This window comes from Propionicimonas sp. T2.31MG-18 (assembly GCF_964266745.1).
Taxonomy (GTDB): domain Bacteria; phylum Actinomycetota; class Actinomycetes; order Propionibacteriales; family Propionibacteriaceae; genus Propionicimonas.
Genome location: NZ_CAXWGX010000023.1, coordinates 199,368 through 214,927 on the forward strand (window position 1 = coordinate 199,368; position 15,560 = coordinate 214,927).

11 protein-coding genes are annotated in these 15,560 nt (G+C 72.9%); 7 read left to right on the forward strand and 4 right to left on the reverse strand.

The genetic code is table 11. From position 1 onward, the window contains the following. Window positions 1-133: 133 nt before the first annotated feature. From ACFQQJ_RS08940 to ACFQQJ_RS08960, 5 genes are all read left to right on the forward strand, one after another. Window positions 134-1,549 carry a PrsW family intramembrane metalloprotease gene (locus tag ACFQQJ_RS08940; protein ID WP_377105793.1) on the forward strand — a complete coding sequence of 472 codons (1,416 nt, stop codon included), beginning with the start codon at window positions 134-136 and terminating at the stop codon, window positions 1,547-1,549. A gap of 9 nt (window positions 1,550-1,558) precedes the next feature. Continuing rightward, the gene (locus ACFQQJ_RS08945; RefSeq protein ID WP_377105794.1) at window positions 1,559-3,400 is read left to right on the forward strand and encodes an ABC transporter; all 1,842 of its coding nucleotides are present in this window, start codon (window positions 1,559-1,561) and stop codon (window positions 3,398-3,400) included. Further along, entirely contained in the window at window positions 3,397-5,004 is a 1,608-nt protein-coding gene (locus ACFQQJ_RS08950) for a GTPase (RefSeq protein ID WP_377105796.1), read from the forward strand. The genes ACFQQJ_RS08945 and ACFQQJ_RS08950 overlap by 4 nt, the downstream gene beginning before the upstream one ends. Before the next feature lie 108 nt (window positions 5,005-5,112). Then, window positions 5,113-5,568, forward strand: a complete 456-nt coding sequence (locus ACFQQJ_RS08955) for a single-stranded DNA-binding protein (protein ID WP_377105798.1) — start codon at window positions 5,113-5,115, stop codon at window positions 5,566-5,568. Window positions 5,569-5,869: 301 nt separating this feature from the next. Next, window positions 5,870-6,397 (forward strand): hypothetical protein, encoded by a 528-nt coding sequence (locus ACFQQJ_RS08960; RefSeq protein ID WP_377105800.1) that lies wholly within the window; start codon window positions 5,870-5,872, stop codon window positions 6,395-6,397. 141 nt (window positions 6,398-6,538) lie between these two features. Here ACFQQJ_RS08960 and ettA read toward each other — a convergent pair whose 3' ends face one another. From ettA to ACFQQJ_RS08975, 3 genes are read right to left on the reverse strand one after another with little or no spacing between them, the layout of a single operon-like run. Continuing rightward, window positions 6,539-8,221: an energy-dependent translational throttle protein EttA gene (ettA, locus tag ACFQQJ_RS08965; RefSeq protein WP_377105802.1), complete on the reverse strand. Its 1,683-nt coding sequence runs from the start codon at window positions 8,219-8,221 to the stop codon at window positions 6,539-6,541. A 60-nt stretch (window positions 8,222-8,281) separates the two neighbouring features. Further along, on the reverse strand, window positions 8,282-11,116 hold the full coding sequence (locus tag ACFQQJ_RS08970; RefSeq protein WP_377105803.1) for an FAD-binding and (Fe-S)-binding domain-containing protein: 2,835 nt from the start codon (window positions 11,114-11,116) through the stop codon (window positions 8,282-8,284). A 4-nt stretch (window positions 11,117-11,120) separates the two neighbouring features. Beyond that, window positions 11,121-11,579 carry a MarR family winged helix-turn-helix transcriptional regulator gene (locus ACFQQJ_RS08975; RefSeq protein WP_377105805.1) on the reverse strand — a complete coding sequence of 153 codons (459 nt, stop codon included), beginning with the start codon at window positions 11,577-11,579 and terminating at the stop codon, window positions 11,121-11,123. Window positions 11,580-11,744: 165 nt separating this feature from the next. Here ACFQQJ_RS08975 and ACFQQJ_RS08980 point away from each other — a divergent pair, with 165 nt between their 5' ends. Both ACFQQJ_RS08980 and ACFQQJ_RS08985 read left to right on the forward strand, forming a co-directional pair. Then, window positions 11,745-13,589, forward strand: coding sequence for an AMP-dependent synthetase/ligase (locus tag ACFQQJ_RS08980; RefSeq protein ID WP_377105807.1), 1,845 nt, complete (start codon window positions 11,745-11,747; stop codon window positions 13,587-13,589). After that, complete coding sequence (locus tag ACFQQJ_RS08985) at window positions 13,586-14,446, forward strand: acyl-CoA thioesterase (protein ID WP_377105808.1); 861 nt, start codon at window positions 13,586-13,588, stop codon at window positions 14,444-14,446. The genes ACFQQJ_RS08980 and ACFQQJ_RS08985 overlap by 4 nt, the downstream gene beginning before the upstream one ends. A gap of 6 nt (window positions 14,447-14,452) precedes the next feature. Here ACFQQJ_RS08985 and ACFQQJ_RS08990 read toward each other — a convergent pair whose 3' ends face one another. Next, entirely contained in the window at window positions 14,453-15,445 is a 993-nt protein-coding gene (locus tag ACFQQJ_RS08990; RefSeq protein ID WP_377105810.1) for a LacI family DNA-binding transcriptional regulator, read from the reverse strand. Between the last annotated feature and the right edge of the window lie 115 nt (window positions 15,446-15,560).

The following is a 15,560-nucleotide window of genomic DNA, read 5'->3' on the forward strand; positions in this document are numbered from 1 at the left end:
CACGTTCGGCGATCCGGCCGCCCGGCACCCGCAGCCCGTCCCGGGGGTCGGAGCGGCGACCTCACGGGGCCGCACCGCGACAGGCCCGAACGGGGCGCCGGGGGTGGTTCGGCCCGCCGGTACGCTGGCAGCCATGACCGATCCGGTGGCCGCGCTCGCCCGGCGCCGCAACGACCTGCCCGAGCCCAGGGACGAGTCGCTGCCGCTGCCGCGCCGGCTGCTCACGTCGTGGTGGACGTGGGCCGTGGTGGCGCTCACCGTGGTCTTCGCGATCGCTCTCGCCGCGCAGTGGCAGCTGCTCACCGCGGACGTGCCGGTGACCGACGGCGTGATCCCCGGCATCAACCCGGCCGCGATCCGCCAGGGCTTCTGGCTCGCGCTGCCCACGCTCGCGTTCTGGACCGTGGTCTTCATCTGGGCCGACCGCTACCGGCCGCAGCGGCTGGTCGTCTGGTACCTCACCCTGGGCTGGGGAGCGGCCGTCGCCACCTTCATCTCGATCCACGTGAACACGTGGGCCGGCCAGCAGCTCGCCGTGGCGGGGAACGGCGACCCGGCCACCAGCGCCCGCGCGGCGATCTTCGTCGCCCCGTTCGTCGAGGAGGCCGCGAAGGCCTCCGTGCTGTTCCTGATCGCGATCGTCGCCCGCTACCGGCTGGTGTCGAAGGTCTCGCTGATCGTGCTCGCGGGCTTGTCAGCGGCCGGTTTCGCCTTCACCGAGAACATCATCTACTACGCCAGGGCGATCGTGTACTCCTCGGAGAACATCGGGGTCGGCGACGCGGACGCCGCCGTCAGCCAGCTGGTCTGGCTGCGGGGGGTGTGGACGTGTTTCGGCCATCCGCTGTTCACGATGATGACGGGCATCGGCGTCGCGGTCGCGCTGCGGACCCGCAGCAAGGTGGTGCGGGTGCTGTCGCCGCTGGTCGGGTACGGCGCCGCAGCCCTGCTGCACATGGTGTTCAACTCCCAGGCCAGCCTGAACAACGAACAGGGCCAGGTGCTGATCTACTGGCTGGTCGCGGTGCCGCTCGTCCTCACCGCGGCCACCTACGTGGTGCGCCAGGTGCTGAAGCAGGCACGCGTCCTCGCCACCCGGCTCGGCGACTACTCCCAGCTCGGCTGGCTGCCGGAGAGCGACCCCTTCGTGTTCGCCCGGCAGCGCCTGCGCTGGTGGGCGGTGATGGTGGCCGCCACGCGCGGCTGGCGGGTGTTCTCCGCGACCGTCCGGCTGCAGCGCATCCTGACCGAGCTGGCCTACCTCAGGGACGGGCAGGTGCGCGGCATCCTCGACGAGGCCGCCACCGTGCGCGCCCGGGAGCTGGTCGAGCAGGCGCGCGGGCTGCGCGGCGTCGCCATCGACGACCCGCGCGGGTTGAAGCTGAGCCTGCCGCGGCTGCGACGGACGGGCCCGGTGTCCTACGCCCCGCCGTCCTACCCCGGCCCGGCCGGCCTCGGCGGCAACTGGCCCGCACCCGTGGGGCAGGCGCCGATAGGATCGCCTGGGTATTCAGCAGTTGACCCCACCTGGGGGCCGCCGAAGGGGTAGGAGGAAGGCATGGGCGCAGAACTGCTGGCGCCGTCCCTGACTGCCCTCCGCGAGGCCCTCTCCGCGGTCCGGCTGCCGCTGGACCTCCCCGACGCCGCCGCCGCGCGCGAGCGTGCCCGCCGCGCGGTGGCGCAACTCGACGACTACGTGCTGCCCCGGCTGGACCGCCTGGACGCCCCGCTGCTCGCGGTGATCGGCGGGTCGACCGGGGCCGGCAAGTCGACCCTGGTCAACTCCCTCCTCGGACGCGTCGTCACCGCGCCGGGCGTCATCCGTCCCACCACCCGCTCCCCGGTGCTGGTGCACCATCCGGACGACGCGGCCTGGTTCGCCTCCGACGCCATCCTTCCCGGGCTCGCCCGCAGCCGGGGGCAGGTGGCCGACGCCCGCACGCTCCAGGTGGTGCCCGAGCCGACCCTCCCGGCGGGGCTGGCCGTCCTCGACGCGCCCGACGTCGACTCCGTGGTGGCCGAGAACCGGGCGCTGGCCGCGCAACTGCTCGCCGCGGCGGACCTGTGGTTGTTCGTGACCACGGCCGCCCGCTACGCCGACGCCGTCCCGTGGGACTACCTCCGCTCGGCTGCGGAGCGGCACGCCGTCGTGGCGGTGGTGCTCGACCGCGTGCCACCGGCGGCCATGGACGAGGTGCCCGCGCACCTGGGCCAGATGATGGGGCAGCGCGGGCTGGGGCGCTCGCCGCTGTTCGCCGTCCCGGAGACCGAGGTGGACGCCGACGGGCTGTTGCCGGACGCGGCCGTCGCGCCGATCAGGGACTGGCTCGGCGCCCTCGCCGCCGACGCCGTGGCCCGGAAGCAGGTCGTGCTCCAGACCCTGGACGGCGCGATCGGCGCCCTCGCCGGGGACGCCCCGGTGGTGGCGGCGGCCGTCCGCGCCCAGGCGGACAGCCTCAACACGCTGCGCGCCGACGCCGAGAAGTCGTTCGCAGAGGCGGTCCGCAGCATCGGCGTACAGACCGCAGACGGCACCCTGCTGCGCGGTGAGGTGCTCGCCCGCTGGCACGACTTCGTCGGCACCGGCGAGTTCTTCCGCGCCGTCGAGCAGAAGATCGGCTGGCTGCGCGACCGGGTAGTCGCCGCGGTGAAGGGCGAGCCCCGGCAGGCGCTGGACGTGAAGGTCGCCGTCGAGTCGGGGCTGGAGGTGCTCATCCGCGAGGAGGGCGAGGCGGCCGCCCGGCGGGTCGAGTCCGCCTGGCAGGCGCACCCGGCCGGACGCGAGGTGTTCGCCGCGGCAGACGACGAGCTCGGCCGGGCCTCCAGGGACTACGCGACCGGCGCCTCCCGGGCCATCCGGGACTGGCAGGGCGACGTGCTCGACCTCGTGGCGCGCGAGGGCGCTGCGAAGAAGTCCACCGCCCGGTTCTGGGCGCTCGGGGTCAACGGCGTCGGCGTGGCACTGATGATCCTCGTCTTCAGCCAGACCGGCGGGCTGATCGGGGCCGAGCTCGGCGTGGCCGGCGGCACGGCGGTGCTCGCCCAGCGCGTGCTCGAGGCGATCTTCGGCGAGGACGCGGTCCGCCGGCTGGCGCGGCAGGCCAAGAACGACCTGGACGCGAGGGTCGAGGCGCTGCTCGCTGTCGAGCTCAGCCGGTACCTCTCCGCCCTCGACGCCGTGGACGCCCGCCCCGAACAGGCGGACGCGCTGGTCGCGGCGGCGGAGGCCGTCCAGCTGGCCAGGGGCGATCTGGCCCTGCCCGTGGCCGCGGATCCGCCGGCGCTCGAGGGCGGTGCCGGTACGCCGGCGCTCGAGGGACGCGTGCTCGACCCGGGGGAGCGGCTCGACCCGGGGGAGCTCGACCCCAAGGCGCAGCGTGACCTGGAGGAGCGGCCGTGAGCGCGGCGGGTGACCGGCTCGGGCCGCGCGTCCGTGCGCTGGCCGAGGCGCTCGAGGCTGCGGAGGGGCGCGGCGACGCCGCCGTCCTCGAGAAGGCGAAGGCCGTCGTGGACCGCGCGGGCGAGCGGGTGGCGTTCAGCGGCAGCTACACCGTGATCGCGCTGGCCGGCGCCACCGGGTCCGGCAAGTCCAGCCTGTTCAACGCCGTCACCGGGACCGACCTCGCCCACGTCGCGGTACGGCGTCCGACCACGTCGAAGGCGATGGCCGTGAGCTGGGGCACCGAGCTGCCGCACGAGTTGCTCGACTGGCTCGACATCACCGCCCGCCGGCTGGTGCCGGCCGGGCCGAACGCCTTCTCCGACCTCGTGCTGCTCGACCTGCCCGACCACGACTCCACCGAGCTGGCCCACCGCCTGACGGTCGACCGGCTGGTCGAGCTCGTGGACGCGCTCATCTGGGTGGTCGACCCGCAGAAGTACGCCGACGCCGCCCTCCACGACGGCTACCTGAAGCGCCTGGCGCCGTACGCCGAGGTGATGATGGTCGTGCTCAACCAGTCCGACCGGCTCGCCCCGGAGGAGCTCGACCGCTGCCTGCGCGACCTGCGCCGGCTGCTCGACGCGGAGGGCCTGAAGGCCACGCCGATCATGGCGACGTCCGCGCTGCGGGGCACCGGGGTGCGGGAGCTGCGGGCCTCGCTCGCGGCCACGGTCGCCAACAAGCAGGCGATGGCCCGCCGGCTGTCGACCGACGTGACGGTCGCGGCTGGGACGCTCGCCGACGACCTGGGCAGCGGCCCGGTCCCCGAACTGGACGAGGCCCTCACCGATCACGTCGTTCGCGTGCTCGGCGACGCGGCGGGCGTCCCCGTGGTGGTGGACGGGGTGCGGAAGGCGTGGCGGAAGCGGGGGTCCGCGGCCACCGGCTGGCCGTTCATGAGCTGGCTGGGACGGCTGCGTCCCGACCCCCTGAAGCGGCTGCGGCTGGACGTGGGTTCCGGCGAGCACAGCCCGACCGAGGTGAACCGCACCTCGTTGCCGCGCGCGACCGCCGTCCAGCGGGCACGGGCGGACCAGGGCCTGCGCGAGCTGACGGACGGGGCCTCCGCGGGTCTTCCCCGCGGGTGGGCGCAGGCCGTTCGTGCCGCGGCGGCGGGCCGCGAGTCGTTGCTGCTGGACCGGCTGGACACCGCGATCGCCGGGGCCGACCTGTCGGTGCGCCGCGGAACCTGGTGGTGGGGCCTGTTCGGCGTCCTCCAGTGGCTGCTGATCCTCGCCGTCGTCGGGGGGCTGGCGTGGCTCTTCGCGAACCCGCTGCTCGTGGCCCTCGGGCTGCCCACGCTGCCCCCGGTGGCCTGGTACGGGGTGCCCGCCGGCACCTGGCTGCTGGCCGGTGGCCTTCTGGGCGGGGTGCTGCTCGCCGTGCTCGGCCGGGTGCTGGTGGAGATCGGGGCGAACGCCCATGCGCGGACCGCGCGCCGGAGCCTCGACGACGCGGTCGCCGCCGTGGTCGACGACGAGGTCCTCGAACCGGTGCGCCTCGAGCTCGACCGCTACCGGCGGGCTCGCGCCGCCGTGGCGGCGGCCGCGCGCGTGCGCTGACGCATTCATCCACAGGGCGGCCCCCATCCACAGGGTGCAGCGGGCGCTGACGCGGTCCGCGGGGTGCGCAGGGATAGTTCCTGTGAGGACACCAGGAAGGACTCGCAGATGATGGAAGCAACGATCTCGATCACGGGCAACGTCGGCAGCGACGTGGAGTTCCGCGAACCCAAGGAGGGCATCACCTACGCCAGCTTCCGGCTCGGCTGCACCCCGCGTACCTGGCGCTCGGGGGAGTGGGGCGACGCCGAGACGACCTGGCTGGGGGTGGTCTGCAACAAGGCGCTGGCGCTGAACGTGAAGTCGAGCATCAGCAAGGGCGATCCGGTCGTGGTGGTGGGTCGCCTGCGCACCGAGCGCTGGACCGACGGGCAGGGCGTCCGCCACGAGCGGCTGAGGCTGGACGCGCAGGCCGTCGGCCACGACCTCTCGCGGGGCACCACGGTGTTCCGCAAGTCGGCGAAGGCCCCGGTGGAGGACGCCGAGGTGAGCGTCGGCGAGTTGATCCTCGCCACGGAGGAGCAGCCGGAGACCGACGCGGTGGCGGCGGAGGACGCGGCCTGAGCGGGTCGGTCCGCCCGGTCTGTCCGCCTCCGGTCCGGGCCGGGTGAGAATCCCGGTACCGGAAGAGGTTCGCGCGGCCGTCGCGGTGGGTACGCACGGGACTGTATGGACCCGCGGGTCGTCGTTGAACGAACTCCGGTTCGCTGGTTCCATGCGAATTGCCCATTGCTTCGGCAGGGTGCTCCCACCCCCACAGGAGACGCCATGACCACCGACCCGCTCGGACCCGCCACCGGCAGGTGGTTCCCCGGTCGCACCGACGTGCCGTGCCCGGCCCCGCCCGCCGAGGTCGGTGCCGGTCATGCCGTGGACTGAGCGCCTCGCCGGATCGCGTCCGCCGGTCTGGGTCACGCCGGCTCTCGTCGTGGCCACCTACGTCATCGCCACGGCCGCCAACGCCGGGACGCTGCTGTTCGGGGCGCCCCCACATCCGGGGGGCGTGCTGGCGTCACTCGCCTATCTGGCCGCCTGGCTGGGGCACGCCGTCGTGGTGGGACGGTGCAGCCGGCGCTTCCGCGCGCTGCGGCGCATGGCGGCGTTCTGGGCGGTGGCTGTCGGGGGGACGGCCATCTGTGGCACGTTCCTGCGGCTGAACCTCGGCACGGGGGCGGCGATCCCGGGCGGCTGGGTGGCGCCGGCGATCCTGCTGCTCGTGGCGGCGCCGCTGTACGGGCTGGCCGGCTGGTTCGGTCCGGATCCGCTCGCCGTCCTCGTCGCGGTCGCCCTGGCGTGCGCGGCGCTCACCCTCGTCGCCGCGACGGCCCGCCCGGTCAGGTCGGTCCGCCCGGCCACCCGGAACAGTGGCGCGGCGAGCGCCAACCGTCCCTGAGCGCGAACTCCCTGAGCGGCGAACCGTCCCTGAGCAGGCGCCAACGCCGGCATCCTGAGGGGCTCACGTCGCGGGTCCCCGCCCACGCGTGGACGACGTTCCGCCGGGCACGCGTGAGGCGGGGGTGCGCCGTGCCCCCGGTCAGCCCCGGGTGAGGCGGCGGTGGGCGGTCCGGTGCGGACGAGCGGCCTCGACGCCGAGGCGGGCGACCTTGTTCTCCTCGTAGTCGGCGTAGTTGCCCTCGAACCAGAACCAGACGGCGTCGTCCTCGTCCGTCCCCTCCCACGCGAGGATGTGCGTGGCGACACGGTCGAGGAACCAGCGGTCGTGGGAGATCACGACGGCGCAGCCGGGGAAGTCGAGGAGGGCGTCCTCGAGCGACTGGAGCGTCTCCACGTCCAGGTCGTTGGTGGGCTCGTCGAGCAGCAGCACGTTGCCGCCCATCTTCAGGGTGAGGGCGAGGTTCAGGCGGTTGCGCTCACCGCCGGACAGCACGCCGGCGAGCTTCTGCTGGTCGGGGCCCTTGAACCCGAACGACGCGACGTAGGCGCGCGAGGGCATCTCGAAGCTGGCCACCTTGATGTGGTCGAGGCCGTCGGAGACGACCTCCCAGACGTTCTTGCCCGGGTCGATGCCCGAGCGGCCCTGGTCGACGTAGGAGAACTTCACCGTGCCGCCGACCTTGAGCTCGCCCGAGTCGGGCTTCTCCTCGCCCACGATCATCTTGAACAGCGTGGTCTTGCCGACGCCGTTCGGCCCGATGATGCCGACGATTCCCGCGCGCGGGAGGGTGAAGCTCAGGTCCTCGATCAGCACGCGGTCGCCGAAGCCCTTGGTCAGCTTCTTCGCCTCGAGCACGTCCGAGCCCAGGCGCGGGCCCGGCGGGATGTTGATCTCGGCGAGGTCGACGGCGCGGTTCCGCTCGGCCTCGGCGGCCAGCTCCTCGTAGCGGGCGAGGCGGGCCTTGTTCTTCGCCTGGCGGGCCTTCGGGTTGGCCCGCACCCACTCCAGCTCCTTCTCCAGGATCTTGGCGCGCTTGGCGTCCTTCTTGCCCTCGATCTGGAGGCGGGCACGCTTGGTCTCCAGGTAGGTGGAGTAATTGCCCTCGTAGGGGTGCAGCTGGCCGCGGTCGACCTCACAGATCCACTCGGCCACGTTGTCGAGGAAGTACCGGTCGTGGGTGACGGCCAGGACGGCGCCCGGGTAGCTCTTCAGGTGGCCCTCCAGCCAGTTGACGCTCTCGGCGTCGAGGTGGTTGGTGGGCTCGTCCAGCAGCAGCAGGTCGGGCTGCTGGAGCAGCAGCTTGCACAGGGCGACGCGGCGGCGCTCGCCGCCGGACAGCACGTCGACGATCGCGTCCGCCGGCGGGCACTGGAGGGCGTCCATCGCCTGCTCGAGCTGGGAGTCCAGGTCCCAGGCGTTGCGGTGGTCGAGCTCGGTCTGCAGCTCGCCCATCTCGGCGAGCAGCGCGTCGAAGTCGGCGTCCGGCTCGGCCATGGCCAGGGAGATCTCGTTGAACCGGTCGAGCATGCCCTTGGTCTCGGCGACCGCCTCGTGGATGTTCTCCAGGACGGTCCTGCCCTCGGTGAGCGGCGGCTCCTGCAGCAGGATCCCGACGCTCTTGTCCTTGGCCAGCATCGCGTCGCCGTTGTCCGGACGCAGCATCCCGGCCATCAGCTTCAGCATGGTGGACTTGCCGGCGCCGTTCGGCCCCACGACGCCGATCTTGGCGCCCTCGTAGAAGGACAGCGTGACGTTGTCGAGCACGAGCTTCTCGCCCAGCTTCTTGCGGACGTTGTGCATGGTGAACACGAATTCGGGCATGGCGATCTTCCTGCAGGACGCGTGGGACGGCGACCAGTATGCCTCAGCCGCGAAGTGGACTCACACCGCCGTGGACGGCGGTTTCGGTCCACTTTGCGCGGGGGTGGGGGGAGTGGAGGGGGGCAGGAGGAGTTCGGCGAGGGTCAGGGCGCGGCGGTGGGCGAGGTCGGCGAGCTGGAGGCGGCAGGAGAAGCCGTCGGCGAGCAGGACGGCGTCCGGGCCGGCGGCCTCGACGGCGGGCAGCAGGTGGGTGCGGGCCACCGCCACGGACGTCTCGTAGTGGCCGCGCTCCACGCCGAAGTTGCCGGCCAGCCCGCAGCAGCCGGCGACGCGCACGACCTGTGCGCCGGTGCGCGCCAGCAGGCGCTCGTCCGCCGCCCAGCCGATCACCGAGGAGTGGTGGCAGTGCGGCTGGGCAACCACGACCGTGCCGGACAGGTCGGGCGGCTGCCAGCCGGCCTCCTCCAGCAGCTCGGCGAGCGTGTGGACGCCGGATGCGACCTGCGCGACCCGGGGGTCGTCGACCAGCGATGCCGCGTCCCCGCGCCACACCGCGATGCAGGACGGCTCGAGCCCGACCACCGGGGTGCCGGCGGCCACGATCGGGTGCAGCACGTCCAGGGAGCGGCGCAGCTGCCGCGCGGCCGCCGCTCGCTGGCCCGTGGTGATCCAGGGCAGCCCGCAGCACGCGGTGCTGCCTAGCACCGTGGGCGCGAAGCCCGCCCCGGCGAGCACCGCGAGCAGCGGCGCCAGGGGGGCGGCGTCGAGGGTGTCGGTGAACGAGTCCACCCAGACCACGACCGGACGACCCTCGTCCCGGCGGACGCGCTGCCGCCGCGCCGGACGGGGGTTGAACCGGGGCAGCAGCCGGCGGGAGTCCACCCCGGCGATCGCCCGTGCCAGCCGCTGGAGCCCAGGGGCAGCGAGGACGGCGTTGGCGAGCGCCGGAAGGCCGGGCACGGCGGTCACCAGCCGTCCCCAGAGCGGGAGGCGCCCCAGCGTGTAGTGGCTGCGCGGTCGCAGCCGGTGCCGGTACGCCTCGTCCAGCACCCGCGACTTCAGGGCCGCGATGTCGACGCCGGTGGGGCACTCGCTCGCGCACGCCTTGCAGGACAGGCACAGGTCGAGCGCTTCGTGCACCTCCGGTGCCCGCCAGCCGCCGGTCACCAGCGTGCCGTTCACCATCTCCTGGAGGGTGCGTGCCCGTCCGCGCGTGGAGTCCTTCTCCTTTCCGGTCGCCTGGTAGGAGGGACACATCACATGGCCGGTGTCGGCCAGGCACTTGGCCACCCCGGTGCAGCGGTGGGCCTCCGCGGCGAAGGCAGGGTCGAGGCGGGGCAGCCGGGACGCGGCGACGGACGGCAGCCGCAGGTCGGCGTCCAGCGGCCGTGGGGCGACGAGCACCCCCGGATTGAGCAGGTTGTCCGGGTCGAACAGGTGCTTGACGGCGGCGAACAGTGCCAGGGCCTGGGGCGAGTACAGGCGGCCCAGCAGTTCGGACCGCGCGCGCCCGTCCCCGTGCTCGCCGGAGCAGGAACCCCCGTGCCGGGCGGCGAGGTCCGCGGCCTCCTCCACGAAGCGCCGGTACCCGGCCACGCCGGGCGCGGAGGAGAGGTCGAAGTCGATGCGGACGTGGACGCAACCCTCGCCGAAGTGCCCGTACGGCAACCCTTCCAGCCCGTGGGCGCGCAGCAGCGCGTCGAAGTCGCGCAGGTACGCCCCGAGTGCTGCGGGGGGTACCGCGGCGTCCTCCCAGCCGGCGTGGGCGGGACGGGCGAGGCCGACGGCCGCCAGCCCGGCGCCGTCGGCCCTGATCCGCCACAGGCGCGCGGCCCGGCCCGGGTCGGCGACGATCTCGCCGCCCAGCCCTCCGGCGGCCTGGAGCACCGCCGCGGCGCGCCCGGCCAGGCTCTCCGGGTCGGCATCGGTGAGTTCGACGAACAGCCAGCCCTCTCCCGGCGGGAGCCCGGGGATCGCGGCGTGGCCCTGCCGCGCGCGCACCACCTCGACGATCCGCCGGTCCAGGCCCTCGACGGCGGTCGGCCCGAACGGCAGCACCGACGGGGTGGCGTCCGCCGCGGCGGACATGCTCGGGTAGCCGACGACGACCAGCGCGACGTGGGGCAGGTCCTCGACGAGCCGGACGCGGGCACCGGTGACCACAGCGAGGGTCCCCTCGCTGCCGGCCAGGAAGCGGGCGACGTCGAAGCCCCGCTCGGGCAGCAGGTGCTCGAGGCTGTAGCCGGAGACCTGCCGGGGGAAGCGTCCGAATTCGGTGCGGATGAGGCCGAGGTGCTTCCGGACCAGGCGCTCCAGCGCGTCCAGGGTGGCCGAATCGGGACGGTGCCAGCTGCCGGAGGAGAGGGAGAGCCGTTCGCCGGTGCCGGTGACGACGTCGAGGCCGAGGATGTTGTCGGCCGTCCGCCCATACCCCAGCGCACGCGCCCCGCAGGCGTTGTTGCCGATCATGCCGCCGATCGTGCAGCGGTCTGCGGTGGACGGGTCGGGGCCGAACCGCAGTCCCGCGGACGCCGCGGCCGCGGTCAGCGTCGCCGGCACGACCCCCGGTTCCACGACGGCCGCCCTGGCCGACGCGTCGACGTGGACGATCCGGTCCAGCCGCGAGCAGTCCACCACCAGGCCCTGCCCGACGGCGTTGCCCGCGATCGAGGTGCCGGCGCCGCGGCTGGTGAGAGGGAGGCCGGACTCACGGGCGGCGTCCACGAGGGCGACGAGTTCGGCGACCCCCGCGGGACGGGCAACCGCGGCCGGCGGCACCCGGTACAGGGACGCGTCGCTGCTGTAGAGCGCGCGGGTGAGGGGGGAGGTGTCGAGGCTGAAGCCCCGGGCGGCCAGCGCGGCGACCTTGTCGAGGACGCTCGCTGGGGCCGGCACGGCCTCAGTCTGTCACGCGGGTGACCGCCTCCATCACCCGGCCGAGCGCTTCGAAGTCAGCCGGGTCGACGCGGTCGACGAGGGCGCGCCGCACCGACTCCACGTGCGCGGGCGCGGCGTCGACGAGCAGGGCGTAGCCGTGGTCGGTCATCTGGGCGATGACGCCGCGACGGTCGGACGGGCAGGCCGTGCGCACGACGAGGTTCTTCGCCTCCATGCGCGAGATCGTGTGGGTGAGCCGCGAGCGGGACTGGCGGACGCGTTCTGCGAGTTCCGACATGCGCAGCGCGTGGTGTTCGGACTCCGACAGGTGCACCAGGATCTCGTACTCGCCGAGATCGAGCCCGTAGGGACGCAGCTCCGCGTCCAGGCTGTCGGTGATCCGCGCGACACCGTTGAGGTAGGAGCGCCAGATGCGCTGCTGGCAGGTTGTCAGCCAACGGGGTTCGAGCTGGGTGGTCACCGGGGGATGGTACCAAAACAGTTTAGAGTTCAACAAACGTCCTGCGGGCATCCTCCCCGGCGTTTCGCTACGAACAAACGCCACCCGACGCCCCGTCCGACTGCCCGCGGTGGGGGGCTGCCCCTAGACTGCCGAGAACAGTCCAACGGCGGAATGTGAGGGGACATGGCACAAGCCACCATCGACGTCGACGCACTCCTGGCGAACGGCCCGGCCTCCGTGGGGGCCCTGTTCCGGTGGCGCGTCGCCCGGACGCCGGCCAAGGAGGCCTTCCGCTACCCGGACGAGCACGAGAACTGGGTCTCGATCGACTGGACCGAGACCCGTCGCCGCGTGGACGAGCTGGCCGCCGGCCTGCTGTCCCTGGGTCTGGCACCGGAGGAGCGGGTCTCGATCGTCTCCAGCACCCGGATCGAGTGGATCCTCGCCGACTACGCCATCAACTGCGCCGGCGGTGCCACGACCACCATCTACCCCAACACCCAGGGCAAGGACTTCGCGCACATCGTCGTCGACTCCGGTTCCGTCGTCCTGGTGGCGGAGAACCTCGAGCAACTGGCGAAGCTCGACTCCTCCCGCGAGGCGGAGGAGCAGGTCCGCTACGTCATCCTGTTCGACGGCGAGGGGGACGGGGAGCGCGTGCTCACCTTCGCCCAGCTCGCCGAGCGGGGACGCGCGCTGCTCGCGTCCGACCCGGGGGTGGTCGACCGCGCGATCGACGCCATCGGGAGCGACGACCTCGCCACGCTCATCTACACCTCCGGCACCACCGGCCTGCCCAAGGGCGTCGAGCTCACCCACCTGTGCTGGGTGTACCAGGCCCTGGTCCTGGACAAGATGGAGATCATCTCGCCCACGGCGCTGCAGTACCTGTGGCTGCCGCTGTCCCACGTGTTCGGCAAGGACCTGCTGACGATCCAGCTCGGGATCGGCTTCAGCACCGCTGTCGACGGACGCGTCGACCACATCGTCAGCGGCCTCGGCGCCGTCCACCCCAACTTCATGTGCGGCGCGCCGCGCATCTTCGAGAAGGTGCGCGCGGCCGTCATGCTCGCCTCCCCCCACCGCGGCCTGAAGGGCCGCATCGCCCGCTGGGCGTTCGCCGTCGGGCGCGCGTCCCGGGAGTACCGGCTGGCCGACCGGCGGCTGCCGCCGGCGATGGGGCTGGCCTACTCCGTGGCCGATCGCCTCGTGTTCAGCAAGCTCAAGGAGCGGGTAGGCGGCAACATCGAGTTCTTCGTCTCCGGCTCGGCCAAGCTCAGCTCCCAGGTGCAGGCGTGGTTCTACTCCGCCGGCCTGGTGGTGGTCGAGGGGTATGGGCTGACCGAGACCGGTGCCGTGACATGTGTGAACCTGCCCCTCCCGCCACGGTTCGGGACGGTCGGCCCCGCGCTGGCCGGCACCGAGGTGAAGATCGCCGCGGACGGCGAGATCCTGGTCAAGGGGCCCGCGGTGATGCGCGGCTACCACAACGACCCCGAGCGCACCGCAGAGGTGCTGGTCGACGGCTGGTTCCACACCGGCGACATCGGCCGCATGGACGAGGACGGCTTCCTCACGATCACCGACCGCAAGAAGGACCTCATGAAGACCTCCGGCGGCAAGTACGTCGCCCCGGCGAAGGTCGAGAGCGTGATCGCCGCGAGCATCCCGTACGTCTCGCAGGTGGTCGCGGTCGGGGACGGTCGCAAGTACATCTCCGCCCTGCTCACGATGGACCGCGACAACCTGGCCAAGTGGGCCGCGCGGCACAACATGGCCGACCGTGACTACGCGGAGGTCACCCAGAGCCCCGAGCTGCGCAAGACCATGGAGCGGTTCATGAACGCGGCGAACGCCAAGCTGGAGCGCTGGGAGACCGTGAAGCGGTTCGCGATCCTGCCCAGCGAACTGAGCGTCGACGACGGCGGGGTCACCCCGAACATGAAGATCCGGCGCAAGGTGGTCACCGACCGCTACGCCGACATCGTCGAGTCGCTCTACGACGCGGAGCCGGACGCCGTGGAGTGAGCGGGTTCGTCAGCCGGGTGCCGCTCCGCTGGGTCGACCTCGACGCCCAGGGCCACGTCAACAACGCCGTGGTGGCGGACTACCTGCAGGAGGCGCGTGTCGAGTGGCTGCTCTCCGGGCCCAACGCGCACCTGCTGGGCACGTCCACGATGGTGGTGTCGCACCAGGTCGAGTACCTCGGCCCGGTGATGTTCGGGCTCGACCCGGTGGAGGTCGTGCTCACGGTGGGCCCGGTGGGGGCGGCGCAGTTCTCGCTGGCCTACTCCGTGCGCCAGGACGGGCGTGAGCTGGCGCGCGCCCGCTCGCTGATGTGCCTGTACGACTACGAAGCCGGCCGCCCGCGCCGGATGACCGGCCCGGAACGGCTGTGGTTCCTCGACCAGTCGACGGCGCTGGCGCCGTGGCCCTCGCTCGGGCGCTGGACGGTCGGCGACCGGGCGCACACCTCGGAGTTCGTGGTCCGCTGGTCCGACCTCGACCCGTACGGCCACGTGAACAACGTGCGGGTGTTCGACTTCGTCGCGGAGGCCCGGATCCGGATGAACCCGGACGAGGACGACACGTCCCGCATGCAGCTCGCCGCGGAGCAGGGGCTGCTGTGGATGGTCGCCCGTCAGGACGTGGACTACCTCGGCCAGATCGCCCACCGCGGCGACCCCTACCGCGTGCGGTCGGCGATCGCCCGGGTCGGGCGCACGTCGGTGACGATCGTGGCTCAGGTGGAGGACCCGCGCGACGGCGCCGTCCTCGTGCGTACCCGGACGGTGCTGGTCAGCGGCGATGCGTCCGGACGCCCGGTCCCGCTGCCGCAGAACATGCTGGCCGCGGCGGAACGCTGGCCGGCGAACCCGGCCTGAGGAGCGTCAGAGGTTCCCGTCCGACGACGCGCGGACGATGAGCTCCGGCTCGAACAGCGGGTGCGCCTGCCCGGTGAGCAGCAGGTCGGCCGCCGCCCAGCCGAGCTGGCGCATCGGCTGGCGCACCGAACTCAGCGGCGTCATGAGCTCCGCGGCGAAGTAGAGGTCGTCGTAACCCACCACGGCCATGTCGTGGGGGATCGACAGGCCGCGGCGCCGCAGCTCGCGCATCACCCCGAGGGCCACCACGTCGTTCATGGCGAACACCGCGGTGGGGGCGGGCCCGCCGGAGTCGAGTGCCTCGACCAGCGCCTGCTGGGCGTCGTTGGAAGTGAGCACGGCGAGGTTGACGACCTTCAGCACCTCGCCCGGCTCGAGGCCGGCGGCCGTGACCGCCTCGACCGCGCCGCGCAGGCGGTGCCGGGTCTGCTGGAGTTCGGTCGTGCCCGCAAGGAAGAGGATGCGCCGGTGCCCGCGGTCGAGCAGGTGGGCCACGGCCTGGCGCCCCCCGGACACGTGGTCGACGCCCACGCTGGCGTGGGCCGGGTCGGTGGAGTCCATCAGCACGGACGGGATGCCGAGCCGGCGCAGGTCGCCGAGGCGCTCGGCCGTGCTGGCCATCGGCGTCACCAGGACGCCGCGGACGCCCTGCTCTGCGAAGAGCCGCAGGAACCGCTGCTCACGACGGGGGTCGTCGTCGGACGAGGACAGGATCAGGGTGTGGTCGTCGGCCGCGAGCCGGTCCTCGATGCCGCGGGCGAGCTCGGTGTAGAACGGGTTGCTGACGTCCATCACGATCACGCCGACCGTCCGCGAGACGCCGGCGCGGAGCTGCCGGGCCGAGGCGTTGCGGTGGAAGTTGAGCTCGGCCATCGCCTGCTCGACCTTCGTCCGGGTCTTCTCCGTGACCGACTCGGGACGGTTGAGAACATTCGACACCGTGCCGACCGAGACCCCTGCCAAGAGCGCCACGTCCTTCACGCTCGCCCGCTGCGTCACGATCGGTCCCCTTCCCCGGCGGTCGTGGTGAGCATAGCCACCCGCCGTGGGAGCGTGCTGCCGATTCGGCAAACACGATGAATCGATTCACCATCCCCGGACCGCCGAGGACGGC

What these genes read in the sequence shown, in the direction of transcription:
- ettA (WP_377105802.1), bottom strand. Translation starts at nt 8,221, where the DNA reads ATGCCCGAATTCGTGTTCACCATGCACAACGTCCGCAAGAAGCTGGGC.
- ACFQQJ_RS08940 (WP_377105793.1), top strand. Translation starts at nt 134, where the DNA reads ATGACCGATCCGGTGGCCGCGCTCGCCCGGCGCCGCAACGACCTGCCC.
- ACFQQJ_RS08980 (WP_377105807.1), top strand. Translation starts at nt 11,745, where the DNA reads ATGGCACAAGCCACCATCGACGTCGACGCACTCCTGGCGAACGGCCCG.
- ACFQQJ_RS08960 (WP_377105800.1), top strand. Translation starts at nt 5,870, where the DNA reads ATGCCGTGGACTGAGCGCCTCGCCGGATCGCGTCCGCCGGTCTGGGTC.
- ACFQQJ_RS08945 (WP_377105794.1), top strand. Translation starts at nt 1,559, where the DNA reads ATGGGCGCAGAACTGCTGGCGCCGTCCCTGACTGCCCTCCGCGAGGCC.
- ACFQQJ_RS08955 (WP_377105798.1), top strand. Translation starts at nt 5,113, where the DNA reads ATGATGGAAGCAACGATCTCGATCACGGGCAACGTCGGCAGCGACGTG.